This is a genomic window from Cupriavidus phytohabitans (assembly GCF_017815025.1).
Lineage (GTDB): Bacteria > Pseudomonadota > Gammaproteobacteria > Burkholderiales > Burkholderiaceae > Cupriavidus.
This window is the reverse complement of the sequence record NZ_JAGIQB010000018.1, coordinates 49,758-72,708: the sequence shown is the minus strand read 5'-3', so window position 1 is coordinate 72,708 and position 22,951 is coordinate 49,758. Positions and strand designations below refer to the sequence as shown.

General features: G+C 67.0%; 27 protein-coding genes. 6 read left to right on the top strand and 21 right to left on the bottom strand.

The genetic code is table 11. The annotated features are described in order from the left end of the window. Positions 1-43: 43 nt before the first annotated feature. The 4 genes from cyoE to J8I34_RS14720 all read right to left on the bottom strand — a co-directional run bounded on the left by cyoE (position 44) and on the right by J8I34_RS14720 (position 3,607). Positions 44-988, bottom strand: coding sequence for a heme o synthase (gene cyoE, locus J8I34_RS14735; protein ID WP_029046746.1), 945 nt, complete (start codon positions 986-988; stop codon positions 44-46). Beyond that, entirely contained in the window at positions 985-2,088 is a 1,104-nt protein-coding gene (locus tag J8I34_RS14730) for a COX15/CtaA family protein (RefSeq protein WP_209806339.1), read from the bottom strand. The genes cyoE and J8I34_RS14730 overlap by 4 nt, the downstream gene beginning before the upstream one ends. A gap of 10 nt (positions 2,089-2,098) precedes the next feature. After that, on the bottom strand, positions 2,099-2,749 hold the full coding sequence (locus J8I34_RS14725) for an SCO family protein (protein ID WP_029046744.1): 651 nt from the start codon (positions 2,747-2,749) through the stop codon (positions 2,099-2,101). Between the two features lie 75 nt (positions 2,750-2,824). Then, on the bottom strand, positions 2,825-3,607 hold the full coding sequence (locus J8I34_RS14720) for an SURF1 family protein (protein ID WP_209806347.1): 783 nt from the start codon (positions 3,605-3,607) through the stop codon (positions 2,825-2,827). Positions 3,608-3,724: 117 nt separating this feature from the next. Here J8I34_RS14720 and J8I34_RS14715 point away from each other — a divergent pair, with 117 nt between their 5' ends. Continuing rightward, the gene (locus J8I34_RS14715; protein WP_029046742.1) at positions 3,725-3,934 is read left to right on the top strand and encodes a twin transmembrane helix small protein; all 210 of its coding nucleotides are present in this window, start codon (positions 3,725-3,727) and stop codon (positions 3,932-3,934) included. 125 nt (positions 3,935-4,059) lie between these two features. Here J8I34_RS14715 and J8I34_RS14710 read toward each other — a convergent pair whose 3' ends face one another. The 8 genes from J8I34_RS14710 to J8I34_RS14675 form a co-directional block, all read right to left on the bottom strand. After that, positions 4,060-4,920 carry a cytochrome c oxidase subunit 3 gene (locus J8I34_RS14710; protein ID WP_029046741.1) on the bottom strand — a complete coding sequence of 287 codons (861 nt, stop codon included), beginning with the start codon at positions 4,918-4,920 and terminating at the stop codon, positions 4,060-4,062. Positions 4,921-5,060: 140 nt separating this feature from the next. Continuing rightward, entirely contained in the window at positions 5,061-5,285 is a 225-nt protein-coding gene (locus tag J8I34_RS14705; RefSeq protein ID WP_029046740.1) for a DUF2970 domain-containing protein, read from the bottom strand. 13 nt (positions 5,286-5,298) lie between these two features. Continuing rightward, positions 5,299-5,922 carry a cytochrome c oxidase assembly protein gene (locus J8I34_RS14700; protein ID WP_209806338.1) on the bottom strand — a complete coding sequence of 208 codons (624 nt, stop codon included), beginning with the start codon at positions 5,920-5,922 and terminating at the stop codon, positions 5,299-5,301. Between the two features lie 17 nt (positions 5,923-5,939). Beyond that, a complete protein-coding gene (locus J8I34_RS14695) occupies positions 5,940-6,071 on the bottom strand; it encodes a cytochrome oxidase small assembly protein (RefSeq protein ID WP_209756341.1) in 132 nt (43 codons plus the stop codon). 69 nt (positions 6,072-6,140) lie between these two features. Beyond that, positions 6,141-7,748 carry a cytochrome c oxidase subunit I gene (ctaD, locus tag J8I34_RS14690; protein WP_029046738.1) on the bottom strand — a complete coding sequence of 536 codons (1,608 nt, stop codon included), beginning with the start codon at positions 7,746-7,748 and terminating at the stop codon, positions 6,141-6,143. A gap of 38 nt (positions 7,749-7,786) precedes the next feature. Then, positions 7,787-9,049 (bottom strand): cytochrome c oxidase subunit II, encoded by a 1,263-nt coding sequence (gene coxB / locus J8I34_RS14685; RefSeq protein ID WP_029046737.1) that lies wholly within the window; start codon positions 9,047-9,049, stop codon positions 7,787-7,789. A 58-nt stretch (positions 9,050-9,107) separates the two neighbouring features. Next, entirely contained in the window at positions 9,108-9,617 is a 510-nt protein-coding gene (locus tag J8I34_RS14680) for a DUF2244 domain-containing protein (RefSeq protein ID WP_209768456.1), read from the bottom strand. Positions 9,618-9,878: 261 nt separating this feature from the next. Further along, positions 9,879-10,850, bottom strand: coding sequence for a methyltransferase domain-containing protein (locus J8I34_RS14675; RefSeq protein ID WP_371748077.1), 972 nt, complete (start codon positions 10,848-10,850; stop codon positions 9,879-9,881). Between J8I34_RS14675 and J8I34_RS14670 the strand changes: the two genes are divergently transcribed. Next, positions 10,839-11,690 (top strand): ComF family protein, encoded by an 852-nt coding sequence (locus tag J8I34_RS14670; protein WP_209806336.1) that lies wholly within the window; start codon positions 10,839-10,841, stop codon positions 11,688-11,690. The two genes, J8I34_RS14675 and J8I34_RS14670, sit on opposite strands and share 12 nt — an antisense overlap. Before the next feature lie 62 nt (positions 11,691-11,752). Next, positions 11,753-12,223, top strand: coding sequence for a tRNA (uridine(34)/cytosine(34)/5-carboxymethylaminomethyluridine(34)-2'-O)-methyltransferase TrmL (trmL, locus tag J8I34_RS14665; RefSeq protein WP_029046733.1), 471 nt, complete (start codon positions 11,753-11,755; stop codon positions 12,221-12,223). A 13-nt stretch (positions 12,224-12,236) separates the two neighbouring features. Here the strand turns inward: trmL and J8I34_RS14660 are convergent, their stop codons facing one another. The 5 genes from J8I34_RS14660 to J8I34_RS14640 form a co-directional block, all read right to left on the bottom strand. Further along, complete coding sequence (locus J8I34_RS14660; RefSeq protein ID WP_029046732.1) at positions 12,237-13,214, bottom strand: Bug family tripartite tricarboxylate transporter substrate binding protein; 978 nt, start codon at positions 13,212-13,214, stop codon at positions 12,237-12,239. A 45-nt stretch (positions 13,215-13,259) separates the two neighbouring features. Continuing rightward, on the bottom strand, positions 13,260-14,276 hold the full coding sequence (locus tag J8I34_RS14655; protein ID WP_029046731.1) for an NAD(P)H-dependent glycerol-3-phosphate dehydrogenase: 1,017 nt from the start codon (positions 14,274-14,276) through the stop codon (positions 13,260-13,262). Positions 14,277-14,534: 258 nt separating this feature from the next. Further along, positions 14,535-15,053 carry a protein-export chaperone SecB gene (gene secB, locus J8I34_RS14650; protein ID WP_029046730.1) on the bottom strand — a complete coding sequence of 173 codons (519 nt, stop codon included), beginning with the start codon at positions 15,051-15,053 and terminating at the stop codon, positions 14,535-14,537. A 180-nt stretch (positions 15,054-15,233) separates the two neighbouring features. After that, a complete protein-coding gene (grxC, locus tag J8I34_RS14645; RefSeq protein WP_029046729.1) occupies positions 15,234-15,491 on the bottom strand; it encodes a glutaredoxin 3 in 258 nt (85 codons plus the stop codon). A 101-nt stretch (positions 15,492-15,592) separates the two neighbouring features. Continuing rightward, positions 15,593-16,006, bottom strand: a complete 414-nt coding sequence (locus J8I34_RS14640) for a rhodanese-like domain-containing protein (protein WP_029046728.1) — start codon at positions 16,004-16,006, stop codon at positions 15,593-15,595. 181 nt (positions 16,007-16,187) lie between these two features. Here J8I34_RS14640 and gpmA point away from each other — a divergent pair, with 181 nt between their 5' ends. The 3 genes from gpmA (at position 16,188) to J8I34_RS14625 (ending at position 19,520) form a co-directional block, all read left to right on the top strand. Next, complete coding sequence (gpmA, locus tag J8I34_RS14635; protein ID WP_029046727.1) at positions 16,188-16,934, top strand: 2,3-diphosphoglycerate-dependent phosphoglycerate mutase; 747 nt, start codon at positions 16,188-16,190, stop codon at positions 16,932-16,934. A 203-nt stretch (positions 16,935-17,137) separates the two neighbouring features. Continuing rightward, positions 17,138-18,727 carry a S41 family peptidase gene (locus J8I34_RS14630; protein ID WP_209806335.1) on the top strand — a complete coding sequence of 530 codons (1,590 nt, stop codon included), beginning with the start codon at positions 17,138-17,140 and terminating at the stop codon, positions 18,725-18,727. A 28-nt stretch (positions 18,728-18,755) separates the two neighbouring features. After that, positions 18,756-19,520 carry a HesA/MoeB/ThiF family protein gene (locus tag J8I34_RS14625; protein WP_209806334.1) on the top strand — a complete coding sequence of 255 codons (765 nt, stop codon included), beginning with the start codon at positions 18,756-18,758 and terminating at the stop codon, positions 19,518-19,520. 21 nt (positions 19,521-19,541) lie between these two features. On the opposite strand, the gene mnmH is transcribed toward J8I34_RS14625, so the two are convergent. The 4 genes from mnmH to J8I34_RS14605 form a co-directional block, all read right to left on the bottom strand. Next, complete coding sequence (gene mnmH, locus J8I34_RS14620) at positions 19,542-20,645, bottom strand: tRNA 2-selenouridine(34) synthase MnmH (RefSeq protein ID WP_209806346.1); 1,104 nt, start codon at positions 20,643-20,645, stop codon at positions 19,542-19,544. A gap of 11 nt (positions 20,646-20,656) precedes the next feature. Next, on the bottom strand, positions 20,657-21,703 hold the full coding sequence (gene selD, locus J8I34_RS14615; RefSeq protein ID WP_029046723.1) for a selenide, water dikinase SelD: 1,047 nt from the start codon (positions 21,701-21,703) through the stop codon (positions 20,657-20,659). 195 nt (positions 21,704-21,898) lie between these two features. Continuing rightward, on the bottom strand, positions 21,899-22,378 hold the full coding sequence (gene bfr, locus J8I34_RS14610) for a bacterioferritin (protein WP_029046722.1): 480 nt from the start codon (positions 22,376-22,378) through the stop codon (positions 21,899-21,901). A 127-nt stretch (positions 22,379-22,505) separates the two neighbouring features. Then, positions 22,506-22,811, bottom strand: a complete 306-nt coding sequence (locus J8I34_RS14605; protein ID WP_029046721.1) for a (2Fe-2S)-binding protein — start codon at positions 22,809-22,811, stop codon at positions 22,506-22,508. Positions 22,812-22,951 lie beyond the last annotated feature (140 nt).

Genomic DNA, 22,951 nt, shown 5'->3' with positions numbered 1-22,951 from the left:
CGGCCGCGACAAGATGCCGCAGCCCGCAGCGTGGCAAGGCAGGTCAGACCTGCGGCACGAACTTGAAGTAATGGTCGACCAGCAGCGCCGCGAACAGCAGCGACAGGTACAGGATCGAGAAGCGGAAGGTGCGTTGCGCCAGCTCGTCCGAGTAGTTGCGGTACATCTTCCACGCGTAGGCCAGGAAGCCGCCGCCCAGCGCCAGCGCGGCCGCCAGGTAGATGTAGCCGCTCATGCCGTAGACGAACGGCAGCAGCGTCGCCGCGATCATGATCAGCGTGTACAGCAGGATATGCAGCAGCGTGTAGCGCTCGCCGTGGGTCACGGGCAGCATCGGCAGGCCCGACTTGGCGTAGTCGGCGCGGCGGTACAGCGCCAGCGCCCAGAAGTGCGGCGGCGTCCACGTGAAGATGATCAGCACCAGGAACCAGGCCTCGGCCGGCACCTCGCCGGCAACGGCGGCCCAGCCCAGCGCCGGCGGCATCGCGCCCGACAGCCCGCCGATGACGATGTTCTGCGGCGTGGCCGGCTTGAGCAGGATCGTGTAGACCACCGCATAGCCCAGGAACGTGGCAAAGGTCAGCCACATCGTCAGGTCGTTGGCGAACTCGTGCAGCATCCACATGCCCGCGCCGCCCAGGATCGCGGAGAACACCAGCGTCTGTGCCGTGGTGATCTCACCCGTGGCGGACGGGCGCCAGGCGGTGCGGCGCATCAGCGCGTCGATCTTCTGCTCGACCAGGCAGTTGATGGCGAAGGCGGCGCCGGCAAGCAGCCAGATGCCGGCGGCACCGCCGATCAGCACGCGCCACGGAACCATGCCGGGCGTGGCCAGGAACATGCCGATGATGGCGCAGAAGACTGCCAGCTGCGTCACGCGCGGCTTGGTCAGGGCGGCATATTGTCGGGACAGGTGCCGTATCCGGCTCAGCTTGCCCAGCGAATGGGGGTGTGTAGCGGTAACCACGGAAGGGGTCTTGTCTTTCATGTGGCGCGGGCAGCGTTCGGCACAGGGGCGGGAGCGCGGGCAGCCCGGGTCGCGAGCCCTATATTGTAGTGGAGGCGGACCAGCAGCAGCAGGAGCACCGCCGCGCCGCCGTTATGGGCGACCGCGGCGACAAGGGGCCAGTCGAACACGATATTGGACATCCCGGTCGCGAGTTGCAGCACCAGCATGCCGAGCAGCCAGCCTGCCTGCCGGTGCAGCCCCTCCAGCCGGCGCGCACGCAAGCCGAACCACGCCAGGTAGCCCAGCACCACGAATGCGAAGCCCCGGTGCACCCAGTGGATCGCCACCAGCGCCGCGTGCGGGATGTAGTCCCCATCGGCCGTCATGCCAAGCTGGCGCCACAGCGTGAAGCCGTGCCGGAAATCCATCTCGGGCACCAGCTGCCCGTTGCACAGCGGGAAATCCGTGCAGGCAAGCACCGCATAGTTGGTGCTGACCCAGCCGCCCAGGAAGATCTGGACCGCCAGCAGCAGCAGGCCGATGCGCACCGGCCAGTGCAGCCGCACCGCCTGGGTCGCGACCGGGTGCGGCGGGTCGCTGCGCGAGCCCAGCCGGATCAGCGCCGCCAGCAGGCCCATGCCCAGCATCAAATGCGTGACCACGATGATCGGCTGCAGCTTCATGGTCACGGTGAACGCGCCGAACGCACCTTGCACGCACACCAGCACCAGCACGCCGGTGGCGAACCACGGCGACTGCTTCAGCTCGCGGCGCTTGACCCAGGCCAGCACCATCAGCGCGATGATCAGCACGCCCACTGCCATGGCGAAGTAGCGATGGATCATCTCGATCCACGCCTTCATCAGCGTCACCGGGCCGCTGGGCAGCGCGGTCTCGGCCGCATGGATCGGCTCCATCGCGGCGTGCGGGTTGGAGTGGCCGTAGCAGCCCGGCCAGTCCGGGCAGCCCAGGCCGGAGTCGGTCAGCCGCGTGAAGCTGCCGAACATGATCAGGTCCAGCGTCAGGAACGCGGTGATCCAGACCAGCTTGCGGTACTTGTTGCGATCGCCCTTGACCAGCACGTAGCTGAGCGGCAGCAGTGCGATCAGGACGCCGATGATGGCCAGTTGCAGCAGCATGCCCGTTCCCTTAGCCGATGCGCGAGACCTTGAGCAGCTTCTTCAGGTCGCCGCTCAGCTTCTTGGGGTCCGGATCCTGCGGGAAGCGCATCATCAGGTTGCCGAGCGGATCCACCAGGAAGATGGTGTCCTCGGCACGCTTGCCCGCTTCGGCCGGCAGCCATTGCTGCGCCACCTGCCGGTCGATGCGCAGGAAACGCACGCCGGCATAGGGCTCGTTGTAGGCGGCGCGCAAGCGCTCGTCGACCTTGCCGTCATCGGTGATCAGCCACACCGGCACGATGCGCTCGCGGTCCTGTCCCTGTCCGGCGCGGATCTGGCGGATGGTGAAGAGCTTTTTGGCGCAGGCTTCATCGCACGCGGATGGATCGGCCGTCACCAGCAGCCACTTGCCGCGGTACTGCTCCAGCGGCACGGCGTTGCCCTGCTCGTCGGTGACGCGCACCGGCGGCATCGGCCGTTGCGGATCGACCAGCGCGCCGTAGTTGGTGGCGCCGCCCCTGGGCTTGATGACGTAGTAGGTGAAGTAAGAGGCGATCACCGGCGAGGCGCACACCAGCAACAGCATCAGCATCTGCAGGCGGCCGCGGCGCGTGCGCGCGTCGATGCGGGGATCCTGCGGCGTGGCCTGGATCGCCGGGGCTGGGTCTTGCTGTGCCATGGGAGTACGTCCGTCCTTTTTCATCTGCAGTCAGGGCTCGTCCGGGAACCTGCCCGGGGCGAGCCTGCCCTTCGTTCATGCGTTGTTGCGGGCCACGGGCGATGCCGCGCGCCGGCGCGCGCGCCAGCCCAGCACAGCCACCAATACCACCGTCAGCGCGGCCAGGCCGAACCACTGGAAGGCATAGCCATAGTGCCGGTCCGCGCCCGCGTCGGCCGGCGCCCAGTCGCGAGCGAGGCCGTCGCCGGTATCGTTGCGCTGCGCTACCACCAGCGGCTGCAGCGCCAGCCCGGTTTCGGCGGCGTAGTCGGCGATTTCCAGGTTCTGGCGGATCTTGCTGCCGGCCTCGGCGCTGGCCGCCTGGCCCAGGCCATACACCCGCGGCACTGCCGCCAGTGCCGTGCCTTCGACGGTCACCTCGCCCTCGGGCGTCGGGAACGGCGCGATCCGGGTGCGGTCCTGTGCATCGCGCGGCAGCCAGCCGCGCAGCACCAGCACCGCCCGCCTGGCGCCTGCACCCCCTTGTGCCGGGCCGATCACCAGCGGCGTGACCACCAGGAAGCCGGCACGGCTGTCGCCGCTGCGGCCACCCGTGCCGTGGGGGCGATTATCCAGCAATACGGTGTGGGCCGTGTCGAAACGCCCCGTGACCCGGACCCTTCGGTCCGTCACAACTTGTGACAGCGGCGCGGCGCCCAGCTCCACCGGCGGCTGCGCCGCCAGCGCCTGCAGCCGCGCGGCGCGCGCCTCTTTCTCGTGCGCGCGGTTGAGCTGCCAGTTGCCAAGCGCGGCGGTCACGGCGATCACCACCAGCGCGGCGGCCAGCGGCAGCACGCCGAGGATGCGGCCCGCCTTCATTGCGCCGACATACCCGGCGGCATGCACGCGGGCACGGTGCGATAATGTGCAGAACCGTCATCCATCGCGGCCACTACTACGAGACTGCGGCAAGCTCCGCTGCCAACCCGCCCCGCCATGCGCTTCGTCATCATCGTCGCCTTCATCCTGATCATCGCCAGCCTGGCCTCCGCCCTGTTCTTCATGATGCGCGACCGCGGCAAGACGCCCAACATGATGCGCTCGCTGATGCTGCGCGTAGGCTTCTCGGTGGCGCTGTTCCTGTTCATCCTGTTCTCGAGCTGGATGGGGTGGATCCACAGCACGGGCATCCGCATGGCGCCCTGACGGGCCGCATGGCTTGAGGCCAGCGCAAAAGAGAAACGCCGCAGGCTGCCGGGCCTCCTGCGGCGTTTCTCTTTTGCGCTGGCGCCGGGCGTCCCGCTGCTGGGACGACCGGCGGGTACGGCAGCTTACAGCCAGTACACCACGACGTAGAGCAACAGCCACACCACGTCAACGAAGTGCCAGTACCAGGCGGCGCCTTCGAAGGCAAAGTGGTGATCCGGCGTGAAGTGGCCCTTGAGCACCCGGCCCAGCACCACCGCCAGCATGATCGCGCCCATGGTCACGTGGAAACCGTGGAAGCCGGTCAGCAGGAAGAAGGTCGAACCGTAGATGCCCGAGGTCAGCTTCAGGTTCAGGTCCTGGTAGGCGTGCATGTACTCGTACACCTGCAGGCACATGAAGATCGCGCCCAGCAGGATGGTCAGCACCATGCCCTGGATCAGCTGGTTGCGCTTGCCGGCCAGCAGCGCGTGGTGCGCCCAGGTCAGCGTCAGGCCCGACATCAGCAGCAGCGCGGTGTTGATGGTCGGGATCGGCCACGGCCCCATGGTCTGGAAAGATTCCACCACGCCGGCCGGTCCCACGTTCGGCCACACCGCGGCGAAGTCGGGCCACAGGATCTTGTTGTTCAGGTCGCCCAGCCACGGCATGGCGATGGCGCGGGCATAGAACAGCGCGCCGAAAAAGGCCGCGAAGAACATCACCTCGGAGAAGATGAACCAGCCCATCGACCAGCGGAACGAGAGGTCGATGTTCTTGCCGTACATCCCGCCTTCGGACTCGCTGATGGCGTCGCCGAACCAGCTCTTGAGCACGAACAGGAACCACAGCAGGCCGAAGACGCACAGGTACGGCGCCCAGGATTGCCCGTTTACCCAACCGGCGGCGCCCGCACCTGTCATCAGCAGGCCGAAGCTTGCGGTGATCGGGTGGCGCGACGGGCCCGGTACGAAGTAGTACGGAGCGTTTGCGCGATTCGCACTCATTCTTTTATCTCCAGCTCAGAGTCTTTGATTCAGTATTCGTTATCCGTGCCGGTTTCCCGGGGCCGCCCGCCTCCTCTGGACGGCCGCGCCGGCGCGGTTGTTTTTCTGCGACTGCCTTGTTGTCTACCCTTCCTGCCTTGCTACCCTGCCGCCTGGCTGACCACCATCCGCACGATGACGATCAGCACCGCGATAAAGACTGCCACGGCGATCAGCCCGGCGATGACCACATGCACCGGGTTCAGCCGCGCCATGTCGCGCTCGTGCTCCGCGCCCTTGCGCAGGCCGATAAACGACCACAGCACCGCGCGCATGGTCTGCGCGAAAGACATCTTCCGTTTGGCGGCGTCCTTCAGTTCGTCCATCGCGCCCCTCGCCTCAGCTGCCCTTGCCCGCCGGCGTCGGTGCCAACTGGCCCTCGGGGGCCTGCGCCACCGGCGTGCCCACCTCGAAGAAGGTGTACGACAGCGTAATGCTCTTCACATCCTTGGGCAGCGCGGGATCGATCACGAACACGACCGGCATCTCGCGCGCCTCGTTCGCCTTGAGTGTCTGCTGCTTGAAGCAGAAGCACTCCAGCTTCTTGAAATACTGGGTCGCCTGCTTGGGGGCGTAGCTCGGGATGGCCTGCGCGGAGATATCGCGCGGCTGCCCGTTGGCCACCTCGTAGACGATGGTCATCATCTCGCCCGGATGCACTTCCATGCTGTTCCTGACCGGACGGAAGGCAAAGGGCCCGCGCGCGTTGGAGTCGAACTCCACCGTGACCGTGCGGCTCTTGTCGACCTGCGTGTTCTTCACCGAGCCGCCATGCAGCTCGCGCGTGGTCACCACGTTGATGCCGGTGATGTCGCAGATCTTCTTGTACAGCGGAACCAGCGCATAGCCGAAGCCGAACATCACGGCGACGATCACCATCAATCGCACCATCATGCCGCGGTTGAAGCGCTTGTCGGCTTCCCGCGCTCCCTGCGCTTCCCTGCCCTGCTGGTCGACGCTCATCTCGCTACCCTGCCACCTCAGCCCAGGAACACCATCTTGGCGAAGAACCCCAAAAAGAAAACCACCACGATCGACAGCAGGATCAGGCCAAGGCGCCGGTTGGCGGCCTTCGGGTCCGGGTGTGATGGGTTTTTGTCTGGAGCCTGCATCGTTTGCTTACCTGCCGGCGCGGGAGGCGGACGCTGCCGCCCCCCGCTGCCTTGTTGCGCAATACCGCTTCAGCGGACCTGCGGGGGCACTTCAAAGGTGTGGAACGGCGCCGGCGACGGCACGGTCCATTCCAGGCCTTCCGCGCCTTCCCACGGCTTGTCCGCGGCCTTCTCGCCGCCACGGTACGACGGCAGCACCACGAAGAAGAAGAAATACACCTGCATCAGGCCGAAGCCGAGCGCACCGATCGACGCAACCGCGTTGAAGTCGGTGAACTGGGTCGGGTAGTCGGCGTAGCGGCGCGGCATGCCGGCCAGGCCCAGGAAGTGCATCGGGAAGAAGGTCACGTTGAAGAAGATCAGCGAACCCCAGAAGTGGACCTTGCCGCGGGCTTCGTTGTACATGAACCCGCTCCACTTCGGACCCCAGTAGTAGAAGCCCGCGAACAGCGCGAACAGCGAGCCGGCCACCAGCACATAGTGGAAGTGCGCCACGATGAAGTAGGTGTCCTGCAGCTGGATGTCGATCGGGGCCACCGCCGGCATCAGGCCGGTGAAGCCACCGATGGTGAACACGAAGATGAAGCCGATCGAGAACAGCATCGGGGTCTCGAAGGTCATCGAGCCGCGCCACATCGTCGCGATCCAGTTGAAGATCTTCACGGCCGTCGGCACCGCGATCAGCATGGTCGCGTACATGAAGAACAGCTGGCCGGTCACCGGCATGCCGGTCGTGAACATGTGGTGGGCCCACACGATGAACGACAGGATGGCGATCGAGGCGGTGGCGTACACCATCGAGCTGTAGCCGAACAGGCGCTTGCGGGCGAACGCCGGCACCACCTGCGAGATGATCCCGAAGGCCGGCAGGATCATGATGTACACCTCGGGGTGGCCGAAGAACCAGAAGATGTGCTGGTACATCACCGGATCGCCGCCGCCGGCGGCCGAGAAGAAGCTCGTGCCGAAATGGCGGTCGGTCAGCACCATGGTGATGGCGCCGGCCAGCACGGGCATCACGGCGATCAGCAGGTAGGCGGTGATCAGCCAGGTCCAGCAGAACATCGGCATCTTCATCAGCGTCATGCCCGGGGCGCGCATGTTGAGGATGGTCACGATGATGTTGATCGAGCCCATGATCGACGACGCGCCCATGATGTGCATCGCGAAGATGGCCATGTCCATGCCCGGGCCCATCTGCACCGACAGCGGCGCGTACAGGGTCCAGCCGGCGGCGGTGGCGCCGCCCGGGGCAAAGAACGAGCCGGCCAGCAGCAGCGCGGCCGGCGGCATCAGCCAGAAGCTGAAGTTGTTCATGCGCGCGAACGCCATGTCGGACGCGCCGATCTGCAGCGGGATCATCCAGTTGGCGAAGCCGACGAAGGCCGGCATGATCGCGCCGAACACCATCACCAGGCCGTGCATGGTGGTGAACTGGTTGAACAGCTCGGGGCGGAAGAACTGCAGGCCCGGCTCGAACAGCTCCAGGCGGATCAGCAGCGCCAGCAGGCCGCCCGACAGCAGCATGATGAACGAGAACAGCAGGTACAGCGTACCGATGTCCTTGTGGTTGGTGGCGAACAGCCAGCGGCGCCAGCCATGCGGGTGATCGTGCGCGTGGTCGTCATGCGCGTGATCGTGCGGATGGGCGAGCGCGTCCGGGGTAGCAGTACTCATCGCAAATGCTCCTCTAATCCTGTTCTGTCTTCAGCGGGTCAGCCTGCGACGCGGTTGTCCGCGAGGCTGGCCTGCTTGGCGCCGGTCTTGTCCGCGGGCTTGGCGTCGGCCTTGGGGGCTTCGCCGCCTGCACCGCCGCCTTCGGGGAACTTGCCCGCGCGGGCACCCACGAAGTCGCCCGGCTGGATCACTTCACCCGTCTTGTTGCTCCAGGCGTTGCGCGTATAGGTCATGACCGCTGCCAGCTCGGTGTCCGACAGCTGCTTCCACGACGGCATGCCGCCCTTGCCTTCCAGCAGGATGTGCATCTGGCCGGCCTTCGGGCCATTGACCAGCTTGGAACCGTCCAGCGCCGGGAAGGCGCCGCCGCCCTTGCCGTTGGGCTGGTGGCAGACCGCGCAGTTGGCGGCATAGACCTTCTCGCCACGGACCTTGGATTCATCCAGCGTCCAGGTCTTGTTGGGATCGTCGGCCTTGGCCATCAGCTCTTTCTTCTTGCCGTCGACCCATTTGGTGTAGTCGGCGTCCGACACCACGCGCACCACGATCGGCATGAAGGCGTGTTCCTTGCCGCACAGCTCGGCACACTGGCCGCGGTACACGCCGATCTTCTCGGCCTTGAACCAGGTGTCGCGCACAAAGCCGGGAATCGCATCCTGCTTGACGCCGAAGGCCGGGATCATCCAGGCGTGGATCACGTCGTTGGCGGTGGTAACGATGCGAATCTTCTTGTTGACCGGCACGACCAGCTCGTTGTCCACCTCCATCAGGTAGGTGTTGCCCTTGGGCTGCTCGTTGTTGATCTGCTCGCGCGGGGTGGTCAGGGTCGACACGAACGAGATGCCCTCGCCTTCGCCCTTCAGGTAGTCATAGCCCCACTTCCACTGGTAGCCGGTGGCCTTGATGGTGATGTCGGAGTTGGTGGTGTCCTTCATCGCGACCACGGTCTTGGTCGCCGGCAGCGCCATCGCGATCACGATCAGGAACGGGACGATGGTCCAGACCACCTCGACCGTGATGCTTTCGTGGAAGGAGGCAGGCTTCGAGCCCTTCGCCTTGCGGTGCGTGAAGATGGAATAGAACATCACGGCGAACACCGCGACGAAGATCACCGTGCAGATGATCAGCATCATCCAGTTCAGCCAGTGAATCTGTTCGGCGATCTTGGTAACGGGCTCGGTCAGGTTGAGCTGGCGCACGGCGGGCCCGCCGGGCATGTCGCTGACCGCGAACGCCGCGTGGCTGGCAAGCAGGGACGCACCTGCCAGACAAGCTGCGGATGCCTTCTTCCACATTTTCATTTGTTATCTACCCAATTTACAGATTCAAATCTGTCCCCGCCGCCGCCCTGCCCCCCTCTCAGAGGTGGCGCAACGCCGCTGCGAGCTCCTGCGCGAACTTGCGTCGCCGGTACGGGTCCACGTAACACCCCACCTGTACCTCACGCCCGCCCGAGCGCAGCGTCACCAGCGCGCGGAGCGATTCACCCAGTTCGACCCGCACCCAGCGCGGGTTGAATTCGTGGCGCGTCACCTGCGTGCCGCTGGCTGTCTCCACGACCAGCATGCCGTCGGTAATGCTGACGCGCTCATAGTCTGTCGCATGGCGCGCATACACAAGCAGGGCGATCCCCAGCCCCGCCAGCTCGATGCTTGCAAACGGCAGCACGAGCCAGGACCCTTGCCACGCGAAAAACAACGCAATGACAAGCGAGACAGTGAGGATCGAGAGGTAAAACCAGCCGACCTGGCGTGGACTCAGCGAGCAATTCCGCTTCATCAGCCAGTCGTGGGGCGGGGGGGGAGGTCCGTCGTGATTTCCGCCGGAGTCACCACCTGCCGTCTGGAATGCGATACCCAAGTCTTGCATCGCCAACCACTCTGCATCGGATGCACACCCGGGACGTTGGCGCCCGGGCTGCACAGTGCAGGTGCAAAACCAGGACGTTCTTGTGCCAGGGGACCACTGCGACAAACTGGCGCATTATAGGGCGCTTCCCATACACGGACAAGGGCGGTCCTTGACCAGGGCGCTTGCGCGCCGCTCGATTCTGTGCCTGCGGAACTGCCCGGGACCCCGCGCCAGCACTCGGTCTGCGGCAATCTGTCGCATGCGCAAGTTAACTCTGTTTTAACCTGTCCTACGGGGCCTGGCACGGCCGATCTGGTCCAGCGGCACCACGGCGCGGCCCTGGTCGTCCAGCGCCTGGCCGCCACGCGGCGCCAGCTTCCACGCATGGCCGTAGACGATCTCGAAGGTCAGCGGGATCACCCCATCGGCGTTGCGGCGCCGCTCCAGCGCCTGCGTCAGCGCCTGGTACCAGCGGCGGCCGCGCAGGCCTTGCGGCAGCGCGCCGGCCGGGCCGCGCAGGCCGCCGAAAGCCTGCACCTCATGCAGCAGCGTAGCGGGCGACTCGTAGGTCACGGTCAGCGTTTCCATGTCCATCACCGGCGTGGACCAGCCGCCGTGGACCAGCATGTCGCCAATGTCGTGCATGTCGACAAAACGCAACGTATGGGGCGCGTCGTCGACTTCGGCAAAGGCCGCGCGCAGTTCGCCCAGGGTGTCGGGGCCGAACAGCGAGAACAGCACCAGCCCCTCGTCGCGCGTCACGCGGTGCCATTCCGGGAATACGCGGTGCGGCTCGGGATGCCAGTGCAGCGCCAGGTTGGACCACAGCAGGTCGAAGCTCGCGGGCGCAAACGGCAGTGTGGCAAGATCGCCCTGCACCAGGTCGAACAGCGGCCGCTTGCCCAGCATGCGGCCGAGCCAGCCCGGATGGCGCTGCGGGTCGCGCTGGCCGGCTTCGGCCAGCATCGCCCCGGAGATGTCGAGGCCGGCGATCTGCGCATCAGGGAAGCGGGCGCGCAGCGCCGCCAGCCCCTGGCCGTGGCCGCAGCCGATGTCCAGCGCACGCTGCGGCGCCAGCCGGATCACCTCCATGCGCTCCTGCATGCGGCGGCCGATCTCGCCCAGCAGGAAGTCCAGCTGGCCGAAGTTGCGGCTGCGCCGGTCGAAGGCGAGCCGGCTCAGGCGCGCGGGCGGCAGGAAGGCATCGGGACCAGCGGAGCTATCGGGGAGATCGGCGGCATGCAGGGACACGGACAGGCAGGGCAGCAAAAAGACCAGGAACCGGCGCGCGCGCCGGACGAACGCGGCCGCCGCGCCCGATGGGCCGCGGCCGGACGGCAAGTATACGCGCGCGCCGCGATGGGCGCCGCGATGGGCGCCAAGTGGGCCCTCGGCGCCTGGCAAGCCGCCGCCCCGGCACTGCTGCCAAGCGCCTGCGCGCTATGCGGCAGCGTGCAGCGCGACGTGGTGTGCGCGCCGTGTGCCGCCGACCTGCTGCGGCCGCTACGGCGCTGCCCCGTTTGCGCGCTGGCGCTGGGCCGCCATGCCGGTTGCGCGGCCTGCGCCGCCATGCCGCCGGCGTTCGACCATGCCTGCACGCTGGGCGACTACGCCAGTCCGCAGGACAACCTGGTACTGTCTCTCAAGTTCGGCCACGCGCTGCCGCTGGCCGACTGGCTGGCGGGCCGCCTCGCCGCGGCGCTGCCGGCGGCTTGGGCGGCGCAGGGGCTGGCGCCGCCCGACCTGCTCGCCCCCGTCCCGCTGGCGCCGCAACGGCTGGCCGCGCGCGGTTTCAACCAGGCCTGGGAAATCGCCCGCCCGCTGGCGCGCCGGCTCGGCCTGCGCGCCGACCCCGTGCTGCTGCAGCGCCGGCGCGATACCGGCAGCCAGCGCGCGCTGGACCTGGCCGCGCGGCAGGTGAACCTGCGCGATGCGTTCCGGCTGACGCGGCCCGCGCGGCTGGATGGGCTGCATGTGGCGCTGGTGGACGACGTGATGACTTCCGGCGCGACGCTGCATGAGGCAGCGCTTGTCCTCAAGGCGCACGGCGCGGCACGCGTCAGCGTGATCGTTGCGCTGCGTACGCCCTAGTCCGGATGACAGCGCCTGGTGCGCGCGTTAAAGTGCGCACCGTTTCTCAAGAAGCTCCGCACATGTTCAACGTCGTCCTGGTCGAACCCGAAATCCCGCCCAATACCGGTAATGTGATCCGCCTGTGCGCCAACACGGGCGCGCAGCTGCACCTGGTCAAGCCCCTGGGGTTCCCGCTCGACGACGCGCGCATGCGCCGAGCCGGCCTGGACTACCACGAATATGCGGCCATGCGTGTGCATGAGAACTGGGATGCGCTGATGGCCAGCGAGCAACCCGATCCCGCGCGCATGTTCGCACTGACCACGCGCGGCTCGACACCGTTCGGCCAGGTGGAATTCCGGCCGGGAGACTGGTTTGTGTTTGGCTCGGAAACGCGCGGGCTTTCACCGGAGCGGCGCGAGTGGTTCCCGCCGGCGCAACGGATCCGGCTGCCGATGCGGCCAGACAACCGCAGTCTGAACTTGTCTAATACGGTGGCGGTGGTGGTGTTCGAAGCGTGGCGGCAGAACGGGTTCGCGGGGGGTAGCTAGGCGCCCTGCCCGGCTACTCCGGCTGCACGCCCGCAGCGCGGATGACCTTGTCCCAGCGCGCTCTCTCGCTGACCATGGTCTGGCGCAGCGACGCCGGCGCAGTCCCGGCAGGCACGAAATACTGCGCCCGCATCTTGTCGCGCACGTCGGCGCTGCCGATGATCGCCACCAGTTCACGATATAGACGGTCGATCACCGCCTGCGGCGTACCGGCTGGCGCCAGCACGGCCTGCCAGGAGATCGCCTCGAAGCCGGGATAGCCCGACTCCGCCACCGTCGGCACCGAGGGCAGCACCGCGGTGCGGCCGGTCGTCGTCACCGCCAGCACGCGCAGCTTGCCCGCATTGACCTGCGGCATCGCTATGGCCGGCACCATGAAGGCCGCCTGCACCTGCCCGCCCACCATCGCAGTCGTGATCTGCGGGAAGCCGGGATACGGCACGTGCTGCAGGTCGAGCCCGGCCATGGCCTTGAGCTGCTCCATTGCCAGGTGCGACGCGCTGCCGTTGCCGGGCGAGCCGAAGTTCAGCGCGCCCGGTTTCGACTTGGCAAGCGCCACGAATTCGCGCAGGTTATTCACCGGCAGCCGCGCGTCGACCACCAGCACATTGGGCGACGTGGCCACCAGCGTCACCGGAGCGAGCTGGCGGAACGGGTCGTAATTGAGGTTGCGCGCCAGCGTTGGGGCGGTCACCAGCGGGCCGTTGATCGTGAACAGCAGCGTATAGCCGTCCGGCGCGGCGCGCGCCACCATGCCGGTGCCGATATTGCCGCCGGCGCCGGGCCGGTTCTCGATCACCACAGGCTGGCCCAGCGCGGCGGCCAGCTTCTCGGTGACGATGCGGGCGATCAGGTCGGGCGACGAGCCCGGCGGGAACGGCACCACCATGCGGATCGGGTGCGCGGGCCACGGTTGCGCCAGCACGCTGGCGGATGCGCCGGCAGCGCAGGCGGCGGCAAGCGCGATCAGCGCGTGTCGGCGGGTAGGCATGCGGAAAATTTAACTTTCTTCAGGAGGATTGGAGCGCGCGCGGGGTCATTCATCGCGCGCATCGCGCTGGAGCAATTGCGCGACCGCATCGGCGACACCCAGGCCATCGAACAGCACGGCGCACACCGCGCGCGCGATCGGCATCTCGACGCCATGCGCGGCGGCCAGCTCGGCCACTGCCTGCGCGCAGCGCACCCCTTCGGCCACGTGGCCCAGGCCGGCCAGGATCTGCTCCAGGCTCTGTCCGGCGGCCAGTTGCTGCCCGACCTTGCGGTTGCGCGACAGGTCGCCGGTCGCGGTCAGGATGAGGTCGCCGACGCCGGCCAGCCCCATGAAGGTCTCGATCCGCCCGCCCAGCGCCAGCCCCAGCCGCGTCATCTCGGCCAGCCCCCGCGTCACCAGCGCGGCCCGCGCATTCAGGCCGAGGCCGAGCCCGTCGCTGGCCCCGGTGGCGATCGCCAGCACATTCTTGACGGCGCCGCCGACCTCGACGCCGGTCAGGTCGTCGCTGCCATAGATGCGCATGGCGTGGTGGTGGAAAGCCTGCTGGACCCGCTCCGCCAGCGACGGCACGCTGCCCGCCACCGTCAGCGCGCACGGCAGGCCTTGCGCGACTTCGCGCGCGAAGCTGGGACCGGTCAGCACGCCGTAGTCGAAGCCTTCGGTGCGGCCGGCGGCGTCCAGTTCGGCGCGCACCATCTGGTGCGGCAGCAGGTGCGTGCCGGCCTCGAAGCCCTTGCACAGCCACAGCATGGACACCGGGCGCGCGCTGCGCGTGGCCAGCCTGCGTGTCATTTCGCGCAGTCCGGAGACCGGCGTGGCGACCACCACGATGCCGTCCGGGTCATCCGCGGCATGGGCCACCGCCTGCTCGAAATCAGCTTGCACCGCCAGCCGACGGGACAGCTTCACCCCGGGCAGATAGGCCGCGTTTTCACCCGTTGCGGCGATGGCCGCCAGTTGCGCGGCATCACGCCCCCACAGCACCACCTCATTGGTGGCCGCGGCATGGCTGGCGAGGGCGGTGCCCCAGGCGCCGGCACCGAGAAAGGTCAGTTTCATGGCAGCTCGATCGGAGAGAAATCAGGCGCTAGTGTCATGAGTTGGGGGTTCGTTGCGGAAATAAGCCTGTCGAGAAGGCGTGCGAGACTAGGAGCGAAGCGCAGCAAGGCTGGAGCCTTGCGAGCATTCGCGACGACGGATCGTGCGTCTTATCGGCAGACTGATGCAACGAACCTCCAAGTCATGACACTAGAACATGCGCACAAGCAAAACGGGGCCGCAGCCCCGTTCCGTAGCATGGCGCGGCAGGCCGCTCGCTCAGTGGCGAGCCTGGCTGCCGTCGGGCATCACGATGCCGCTGTTGCCACCTTCGGCCGCCTGGGCTTCCTGCATGGCCGCCTGCAGGCGTTGCTCGTACAGCGCCTGGAAATTGATTTCCGACAGGTGGATGGCCTGGAAGCCGGCGCGGGTGATCACGTCGGCGATGTTGCCGCGCAGGTACGGGTACAGGATGGTCGGGCAGGCGATGCCCAGCAGCGGGTCCAGCTGCTCCACCGGCACGTTGCGGATATCGAAGATGCCTGCCTGGTGCGCTTCCACCAGGAATGCCACCTTGTCCTGCACCTTGGTCGTCACGGTGCCGGTCACGACCACCTCGAAGATGCCTTCCTGCAGCTGCGAAGCGCCAACGTTGACTTGCACTTCCACCGACGGGGCCTCCGATTCCAGGAAGATGCCGGGCGAATTGGGCTGCTCCAGCGACATGTCCTTCAGGTAGACGCGCTGGATGTTGAAGAAGGGTTGATCGTCCTGCTGGGTGTTTTGCTGGTCGCTCATGAAAGGCTTCCGGGAGGATGGGCGTTGGGCGCGGCGGCGGCATCGTCTGCGAGGCGCAAGGACTGGCCGGTGCCCGGTTGGAAAAGTGGAAAGCGCATATGGTACATGACGCGGGTGGCGATTTCACCCGCGCCGGCGCCTGGCCGGCCAGGAATCAGAGAGTTCTGACCGGCAGCGCGCTCAGGCCGCCAGCAGCGGCATCAGGCCGCCCTTGCGGTCCAGCGCCGAGAGGTCGTCGAAGCCGCCCACATGGGTCTCGTCGATGTAGATCTGCGGCACGGTACGGCGCCCGGTACGCGACATCATTTCTTCGCGCTTGCCCGGTTCGCGGTCGATCAGGATCTTCTCGATCGTCTCGACCCCGCGGGATTTGAGCAGGCGTTCAGCCATATTGCAATACGGGCACACGACGGTGCTGTACATGACGACGCGGGCCATGTGGACTCTCCTTGAATACAATGCGGCGCGCCAGGCGGACCGGGCGCGCTGTGATGGATGCGGCGGAATTGCCTGCGGGATCCGCGACTTCCTGGCCGGGCTTACTTGACCAGCGGCAGCCCCGCCTGCTGCCAGGCGGCGATGCCACCCTCGAGCGCATAGATCTCACTGTAACCGGCTTCTTTCAGCGCTGCCTGGGCCTTGCCCGCGCGCTGGCCGTTCTGGCATACCACGATGATGGGGGCCGCCTTGTCCTTTGCAAGGCCCGCGGCGCGCGACGCCAGGTCGGCCAGCGGGGCGCTCTTGGCCTGGGGCAGGTGGCCCTTGGCGTACTCGGCGGGTTCGCGGATGTCGACCACGACGGCGCCACGCTTGTTGATCAGCTGCGTGGCGGCGGCCGTATTGACGGACTTGGCACCGGTGCTGCGCGAGATCGCAGGCCAGGCCAGCAGGCCGCCGGAGACCACGGCCAGGGCGATCAGGGCGAGGTTGTTGTAGTCGGCAAAGAAATTCACGTTGGCTTTCCGGTAGGTTGGGTCGGCGGCATTATAAAATACGCGGTTTGGCGTCCGGGCCCTGTTGCAACGGGTCACCCGTCATTGTCGCCTGTCCGATACATGGGTGCCCATTAAGCACTTCGGATCAGGTGACGGCGCGGACGCACGCAGGTTATCTACTCTCTCTGGAAGCAGCAGCATGTACAAGCTTGTCCTTATCCGCCACGGCGAATCCACCTGGAACCTTGAAAACCGCTTCACCGGCTGGGTCGACGTCGACCTGACCGATACCGGCGCTGCGCAGGCCCGCCAGTCCGGCAAGCTGCTCAAGGAAGCCGGCTTCGGCTTCGACATCGCCTACACCTCGGTGCTCAAGCGCGCCATCCGCACCCTGTGGCACGTGCAGGACGAGATGGACCTGATGTGGATCCCGGTACGCAACGAATGGCGCCTGAACGAACGCCACTACGGCGCACTGGCCGGGCTGAACAAGGCCGAGACCGCCGCCAAGTTCGGCGACGAGCAGGTCCTGGTGTGGCGCCGCAGCTATGACACCCCGCCCCCGGCGCTGGAGCCGACCGATCCGCGCGCCTCGTACGAGGATCCGCGCTATGCCAATGTGCCGCGCAACGAGATCCCGCTGACCGAATGCCTTAAGGACACGGTCGCCCGCGTGATGCCGTTGTGGAACGAATCGATCGCTCCCGACATCAAATCCGGCAAGCGTGTGGTCATTGCCGCGCACGGCAACAGCATCCGCGCGCTGGTGAAGTACCTGGACCAGATTTCGGATGACGATATCGTCGGACTCAATATTCCCAACGGCACCCCGCTCGTGTATGAGCTGGACGCCGACCTGCGCCCGATCCGCCACTACTACCTGGGCGACCAGGAGGCCATCGCCGCTTCGCTGGCGGCCGTGGCCAACCAGGGCAAGGCGCGCTGACGCCCACCCGGGCAGCCGCGCCGGCGTGCCGGTGTGCGGCTGCCCACCCTGAACCGGGACGTGGCAGGTCCGTTTCTCCGCACGCCCTTATACTGTCGGACACAAGCGCCCCGCGATCCCGCTATTCCGGCCTTCCCGGCGCCGGGCGCCCGCAGCCGGCATAATCCCCATACGTACGATCCGTACACGTTCAGGCAGCCCTCATGCGCAAGACGCTCAAGAACATCAGTCTAGTTTCTGTCGGCCTCGTCGCCGGCGTGCTCGCCACGCTGCAGATCTCGGCGACCGCACAGAACTCATCGGGCCCCCTGCCGCTGGACCAGTTGCGGCTGATGGCCGATATCTTCGGGCAGATCAAGCGCGAATACGTCGAGCCTGTCGATGACAAGAAGCTGCTGACCGAGGCCATCAAGGGCATGGTCGCCAGCCTCGACCCGCATTCGTCCTACCTGGACGAGAAGGATTTCAAGGAACTGCAGGAGGGCACCCGCGGCCGCTTTGCCGGCCTGGGCATCGAGATCTCGCAGGAAGAAGGCCTGGTCAAGGTGATTAACCCGATCGAGGACACGCCCGCGTTCCGCGCCGGCATCCAGCCGGGCGACCTGATCACCCGCATCGACGACAAGCCCGTGCGCGGCCTGCCGCTGGAGCAGGCGGTCAAGCGCATGCGCGGCGAGCCGGGCACCAAGGTCACGCTGACCATCTACCGCAAGAGCGAGGAACGCACCTTCCCGGTCTCGATCACGCGCGCCGAGATCCGCGTGCAGTCGGTCAAGGCCAAGATGCTCGACAACAATATCGGCTGGGTGCGCCTGACCAGTTTCCAGGAACGCACCGTCGCCGACCTGTCGCGCAAGCTGGCCGAACTGGCGCAGAAGAATCCCAACATGAAGGGCCTGGTGCTGGACCTGCGCAACAACGGCGGCGGCGTGCTGCAGGGCGCGGTCGGCGTGGCCGCGGCGTTCCTGCCGGACGACGCCACCGTGGTCTCGACCAACGGCCAGGTGCCCGATGCCAAGCGCGTCTACAAGGCGTCATACAACAACTACCGCCTGTCGTCGCTGGAAGACGATCCGCTCAAGAGCCTGCCCACGCTGTACAAGAAGATCCCGATGGTGGTGCTGACCAACGCCTACTCGGCCTCGGCTTCCGAGATCGTCGCGGGCGCGCTGCAGGACCACCACCGCGCCCAGATCATGGGCAAGACCACGTTCGGCAAGGGCTCGGTGCAGACTGTGCGGCCGCTGACCAACGACACCGGCATCAAGCTGACCATCGCGTACTACTACACGCCGAGCGGCAAGTCGATCCAGGCCAAGGGCATCCGCCCGGATATCCCGGTCGACCAGAACCCCGAGGGCGATCCGGACGACGCGCTGATCACGCGCGAGATCGACACCGAGCGCCACCTGCACAACAAGCAGGAATCGGAACAGCCGGAGATGACCGAGCGCGAGCAGCGCCGCGTCGAGGAGCTGCGCCGCCTGGAAGAAGAGAACGCGAAGAAGACGCCGGAAGAGCGCGAGAAGGAGCGCCGCAAGAAGCCGGTGGAATTCGGCTCGGCCGACGACTTCATGTTGCAGCAGGCAATCGCGCAGCTTAACGGCCAGCCGGTCAAGCGCTCCAAGTCGAAGCTGGAGACCAACCCGCCGGCCGACAATGGCAAGGCGGCGAAGCCGAAGGGTGGCGCCAAGCCGGCCGCCAAACCGGCCGCTCCGGCCCCGGGCAAGCAGCCGCCGGCGAGCGCGCCGATCGGCGAGCCGCTGGGAACGCCTACGGGCAAGGCGCCCTGAAGCGCCGATCCAGACCGCCGGATTCACCATGAGCGACGACGGCCTCAACGACGAACAACTGCTGCGCTACTCGCGGCACATCCTGCTGGACGAGCTCGGCATCGAAGGGCAGCGCCGCTTGCTGGCCGGACACGCGCTGGTGATCGGCGCCGGCGGCCTGGGCGCCGCCGCGCTGCCGTTCCTGGCCTCGGCAGGCGTGGGCCGCATCACCATCGTCGACAACGACGAGGTAGACCTGACCAACCTGCAGCGCCAGATCATCCACACCACCGCCAACGTGGGCCGGCCCAAGGTCGACTCGGCGCGCGAAGGCATGCTGCGCATCAACCCGGGCCTGGACATCGTCACGGTGACGGCGCGCGTGGGCGATGCCGAGCTCGAGCAGCTGGTCGCCTCGGCCAGCGTGGTGCTGGACTGCTGCGACAACTTCGCCACGCGCCAGGCGGTCAACCGCGCGTGCGTGCACCACAAGGTGCCGCTGGTGTCGGGGGCCGCGCTGCGCTTCGACGGCCAGATCAGCGTGTTCGACCGGCGCCAGCCCGAAGCGCCCTGCTACGCCTGCCTGTTCCCGCCGGCAGAGCCCGCGCCGGAAGTGGCCTGCGCCACCATGGGCGTGTTTGCGCCGCTGGTCGGCATGGTCGGCACGGTGCAGGCGGCCGAGGCGCTCAAGCTGCTGGCCGGCGTGGGCGATAGCCTGGCGGGACGGCTGCTGATGGTCAATGCGCTGACGATGGAATGGACCACGATGCGGCTGGCCCGCACGCTGGACTGCCCGGTGTGCGCCGGGCACTGAACGCTCGAATGGGGCTGCCGTTCAGTCCTGCGGCGCCGAGTGCGCGAGCAGCCAGTCGGTGACCGCGGCGCGGTCGCCGCGGAACACGATGCGCGGCTCGCGCTGCGCGCGCTGGTAGGCATACATGGGATCGTAGTAGTCGCGCAGGAGGACCTCGATCCAGCCGCGGTGCAGCGCCACGTCGCCCGACTCGGCCTGCCGCGCCAGCGCCTGCTCCAGCAACGCCGACAACTTGCCATAGCGCGCCCCGCCGAGCCGCGGCGAGATCGCCGCCATGGCGTCGCGCAGCCGAGAGGAATAAGCGTCGAAACCCGTGCCCTCGCCCTGCCCGGCGATGAATTCCGCCGCCAGCCCCTGCACGTAGTCGCGCAGCACGCGCTCCACGCGTTCCTCGAAAGACGCTTCCAACCACACCAGCGGACTGCCCTGCATGCGCTGCGCCAGCGCCTGCGGCACATCGCGGCTGCCGATAAAACGGCCCTCGTCTTCCACCACCAGCGCGCGGAAACGGGCGTCGATATGGCGCAGCACATCGATTGCCAGCGCGTTCTCGAAGTCCACCTGCTGCGGCTGCGCCAGCGCGCGCCTGCCGAAGGCCGAGCCGCGGTGCCGCGCATGGCCCTCGAGGTCGAGCGCGGCCGGCACGTCGGCCAGCACGTCGGTCTTGCCGCTGCCGGTCATGCCGCCGAGCACCAGCCACTGCTGCTCGGCGGCAGCCGCATCGAGGGTGGAAATCAGGAAGGCGCGCATCGCCTTGTAGCCACCCGTCACGCGCGGATAATCGACTCCCGCATCGTGCAGCCATTGCTGCACCAGCTGCGAGCGCAGCCCGCCGCGGAAACAATACAGGTAGCCATCCGGATGCGCACGGGCAAAGTCCGACCACGCGGCGATGCGGGCCGCCTTGCGCTCGCCGGACACCAGCTGGTGTCCAAGCTCGATCGCGGCCGGCTGCCCTTTCTCGGCGTAGCACAGGCCGACGGCGTGCCGCTCGGCATCATCCATCAGCGGCAGGTTGACCGCGCCGGGAAAAGCGCCGCGCGTGAATTCCAGCGGCGCGCGCACATCCAGCATCGGCACGCCGCTGAGGAACAGGCCGCGGAAGTCTGAGGTATCGGCGCGCATGTTGGCCGGCCTCATGCGACCTCGACGGCCAGCGCGGCGCGTGCCACCATTTCTCCGATGGGCGTCAGCGACAGGCCGAGGCGCTGGCATTCGGCCGCAAATTCCGCTTCGCCGGCCAGCTCGACCGCCACCAGCAGCCCGCCGCTGGTCTGCGGATCGCACAGGACTGCGCGCTGCACCTCCGTGAGCGGCGTGATGCGGTGACCGTAGCTGTCGAAATTGCGCTGCGTGCCACCCGGCACACAGCCCTGGCCGATGTAGTCGACCACGTCGTCGAGCACCGGCACCGCGGCATAATCCAGCCGCGCCGTCAGTCCGCTGCCGTCGGCCATCTCGACCAGGTGGCCGAGCAGCCCGAAGCCGGTCACATCGGTCATCGCGCGTACGCCAGGCAGGCGCCCGAAGGCGCTGCCGGGACGGTTCAGCACGCACATCCAGTCGCGCGCAAGATCGCGGTTGTCGGCCCGCAGCAGGCCCTTCTTCTCAGCGGTGGTCAGCACGCCGATGCCCAGCGGCTTGGTCAGGTACAGCCGGCAGCCTGGCGTGGCGGTATCGTTGCGCTTCATGTGGGCGCGCTCGACGATGCCGGTAACGGCCAGCCCGAAGATCGGCTCCGGCGCATCGATCGAATGCCCGCCGGCAAGCGCAATGCCGGCGTCGTCGCAAGCGCGGCGCCCGCCCGCCACCACCTCGCGCGCCACCTCGGGCGGCAGCACGTTGACCGGCCAGCCGAGGATGGCGATGGCCATCAGCGGGTCGCCGCCCATTGCATAGATATCGCTGATCGCATTGGTGGCGGCGATGCGCCCGAAGTCGAACGGGTCGTCGACGATGGGCATGAAGAAGTCCGTCGTCGACACCACTCCCCTGCCGCTATCCGTGCCATCGAGCGCATACACCGCCGCATCGTCGCGCGAGGCATTGCCCACCCACAGCCGCGGATCCAGATGCTGCGCACCGCTGCCGGCGAGGATCACATCGAGCACTTTCGGCGAAATCTTGCAGCCGCAGCCAGCGCCGTGGCTGTACTGCGTGAGACGGATGGGACCTGTGGTCATGGCTGGCTCTGTCGCAGCGTGCCGGCCGGGGAGGAGCCACCACCCGGCCAGGCACGCCTGGATGAAGAAAGGAATTGGAATGAGAAGGGTTACTGCCTACAGCCGGACAACGTGGCAGCGCCGGGTGGCGCCGCGCGGTGGGGCTGGCCGCCTTTGCAGCATACTGCAGCGGCGGCCGCGCCTGGGACGGGCGGCTTACTGCTCGCCCGGCTCCATCTGCGACTGCAGGTAGTTCTGCAGGCCGACCTTGTCGATCAGGTCCAGCTGCGTTTCCAGGTATTCGATGTGTTCCTCGGTGTCGGTGAGGATATCGACCAGGATTTCGCGGCTGACGTAGTCGCCGACCGATTCGCAGTAGGCGATGCCTTCCTTGACGGTCTGGTGCGCGGTCTGCTCCAGCTTCAGGTCGCACTTGAGCATTTCGGGCGTGTCTTCGCCCAGCAGCAGCTTGTGCAGGTCCTGCAGGTTGGGCAGGCCATCCAGCATCAGGATGCGTTCGATCAGGCGGTCGGCGTGCTTCATTTCGCCGATCGACTCCTTGTACTCGACGTCACCGAGCTTTTTCAGGCCCCAGTGGCGGTACATGCGAGCGTGGAGAAAATACTGGTTGATCGCGGTCAGCTCATTCTTGAGCTGGGCGTTCAGATGCTGGAGGACCTTCTTGTCACCTTTCATTCGCGGCTCCTGTTGCATCGGGCCCGCGCAAAAACACGAAGCGGCGCCGTTGGCGCCGCGTGCAGTCGGTGAGAATAGAAAAGCGCAAAACGCGCCGTGAACTGACTTTCAGCTCACATGGGCGCGTTCATGCTACCAGCGCCTTGCGCCGGTCGTTCGCGACTGCCGGGTCCCGAGTGTCCATTATGGTACATGGGCCAGACGCGGAACAGGTAGAAATCTCCACAACCTGGATGCTGGCGAGAGTGGCCTTGGTGACATTGCGCACCGCTGCGACGCCCTCCTGCAACACTTGCTGCGCGCAGTCGCGGCAGCGTCCGCAGCACGTGCCGACGCCAAGCGTCTCGGCGAGTTCGTCAAGGGTCTCGACGCCCAGGTGAGCGGCACCGTGGATCTCACGATCGGTGATCTGGTTGCAGATGCAGACGTACACAAGTCGCTCCATTGGGGCGCGTGGCACCGGCATGCCACTGCGAATGAACGTCAGAATATCAGAGATCGAAAATGATAACAATTCCCATTAGCGACATGGGAACCTTTCTGCACATCGGGTGAGGAAACTGCATAAAGCGT

Excerpts from the sequence above, each read along its gene's own strand:
- mnmH (WP_209806346.1), bottom strand. The coding sequence starts at position 20,645 with ATGCGCGCCGATACCTCAGACTTCCGCGGCCTGTTCCTCAGCGGCGTG.
- J8I34_RS14715 (WP_029046742.1), top strand. The coding sequence starts at position 3,725 with ATGCGCTTCGTCATCATCGTCGCCTTCATCCTGATCATCGCCAGCCTG.
- J8I34_RS14630 (WP_209806335.1), top strand. The coding sequence starts at position 17,138 with ATGCGCAAGACGCTCAAGAACATCAGTCTAGTTTCTGTCGGCCTCGTC.
- ctaD (WP_029046738.1), bottom strand. The coding sequence starts at position 7,748 with ATGAGTACTGCTACCCCGGACGCGCTCGCCCATCCGCACGATCACGCG.
- J8I34_RS14710 (WP_029046741.1), bottom strand. The coding sequence starts at position 4,920 with ATGAGTGCGAATCGCGCAAACGCTCCGTACTACTTCGTACCGGGCCCG.
- cyoE (WP_029046746.1), bottom strand. The coding sequence starts at position 988 with ATGAAAGACAAGACCCCTTCCGTGGTTACCGCTACACACCCCCATTCG.
- gpmA (WP_029046727.1), top strand. The coding sequence starts at position 16,188 with ATGTACAAGCTTGTCCTTATCCGCCACGGCGAATCCACCTGGAACCTT.
- J8I34_RS14660 (WP_029046732.1), bottom strand. The coding sequence starts at position 13,214 with ATGCCTACCCGCCGACACGCGCTGATCGCGCTTGCCGCCGCCTGCGCT.
- coxB (WP_029046737.1), bottom strand. The coding sequence starts at position 9,049 with ATGAAAATGTGGAAGAAGGCATCCGCAGCTTGTCTGGCAGGTGCGTCC.
- trmL (WP_029046733.1), top strand. The coding sequence starts at position 11,753 with ATGTTCAACGTCGTCCTGGTCGAACCCGAAATCCCGCCCAATACCGGT.
- J8I34_RS14670 (WP_209806336.1), top strand. The coding sequence starts at position 10,839 with ATGCAGGGACACGGACAGGCAGGGCAGCAAAAAGACCAGGAACCGGCG.
- J8I34_RS14655 (WP_029046731.1), bottom strand. The coding sequence starts at position 14,276 with ATGAAACTGACCTTTCTCGGTGCCGGCGCCTGGGGCACCGCCCTCGCC.
- J8I34_RS14720 (WP_209806347.1), bottom strand. The coding sequence starts at position 3,607 with ATGAAGGCGGGCCGCATCCTCGGCGTGCTGCCGCTGGCCGCCGCGCTG.
- J8I34_RS14695 (WP_209756341.1), bottom strand. The coding sequence starts at position 6,071 with ATGCAGGCTCCAGACAAAAACCCATCACACCCGGACCCGAAGGCCGCC.
- grxC (WP_029046729.1), bottom strand. The coding sequence starts at position 15,491 with ATGGCCCGCGTCGTCATGTACAGCACCGTCGTGTGCCCGTATTGCAAT.
- secB (WP_029046730.1), bottom strand. The coding sequence starts at position 15,053 with ATGAGCGACCAGCAAAACACCCAGCAGGACGATCAACCCTTCTTCAAC.
- J8I34_RS14680 (WP_209768456.1), bottom strand. The coding sequence starts at position 9,617 with ATGCAAGACTTGGGTATCGCATTCCAGACGGCAGGTGGTGACTCCGGC.
- J8I34_RS14725 (WP_029046744.1), bottom strand. The coding sequence starts at position 2,749 with ATGGCACAGCAAGACCCAGCCCCGGCGATCCAGGCCACGCCGCAGGAT.
- J8I34_RS14625 (WP_209806334.1), top strand. The coding sequence starts at position 18,756 with ATGAGCGACGACGGCCTCAACGACGAACAACTGCTGCGCTACTCGCGG.
- J8I34_RS14730 (WP_209806339.1), bottom strand. The coding sequence starts at position 2,088 with ATGCTGCTGCAACTGGCCATCATCGGCGTCCTGATCGCACTGCTGCCG.
- J8I34_RS14705 (WP_029046740.1), bottom strand. The coding sequence starts at position 5,285 with ATGGACGAACTGAAGGACGCCGCCAAACGGAAGATGTCTTTCGCGCAG.
- J8I34_RS14700 (WP_209806338.1), bottom strand. The coding sequence starts at position 5,922 with ATGAGCGTCGACCAGCAGGGCAGGGAAGCGCAGGGAGCGCGGGAAGCC.
- selD (WP_029046723.1), bottom strand. The coding sequence starts at position 21,703 with ATGACCACAGGTCCCATCCGTCTCACGCAGTACAGCCACGGCGCTGGC.
- bfr (WP_029046722.1), bottom strand. The coding sequence starts at position 22,378 with ATGAAAGGTGACAAGAAGGTCCTCCAGCATCTGAACGCCCAGCTCAAG.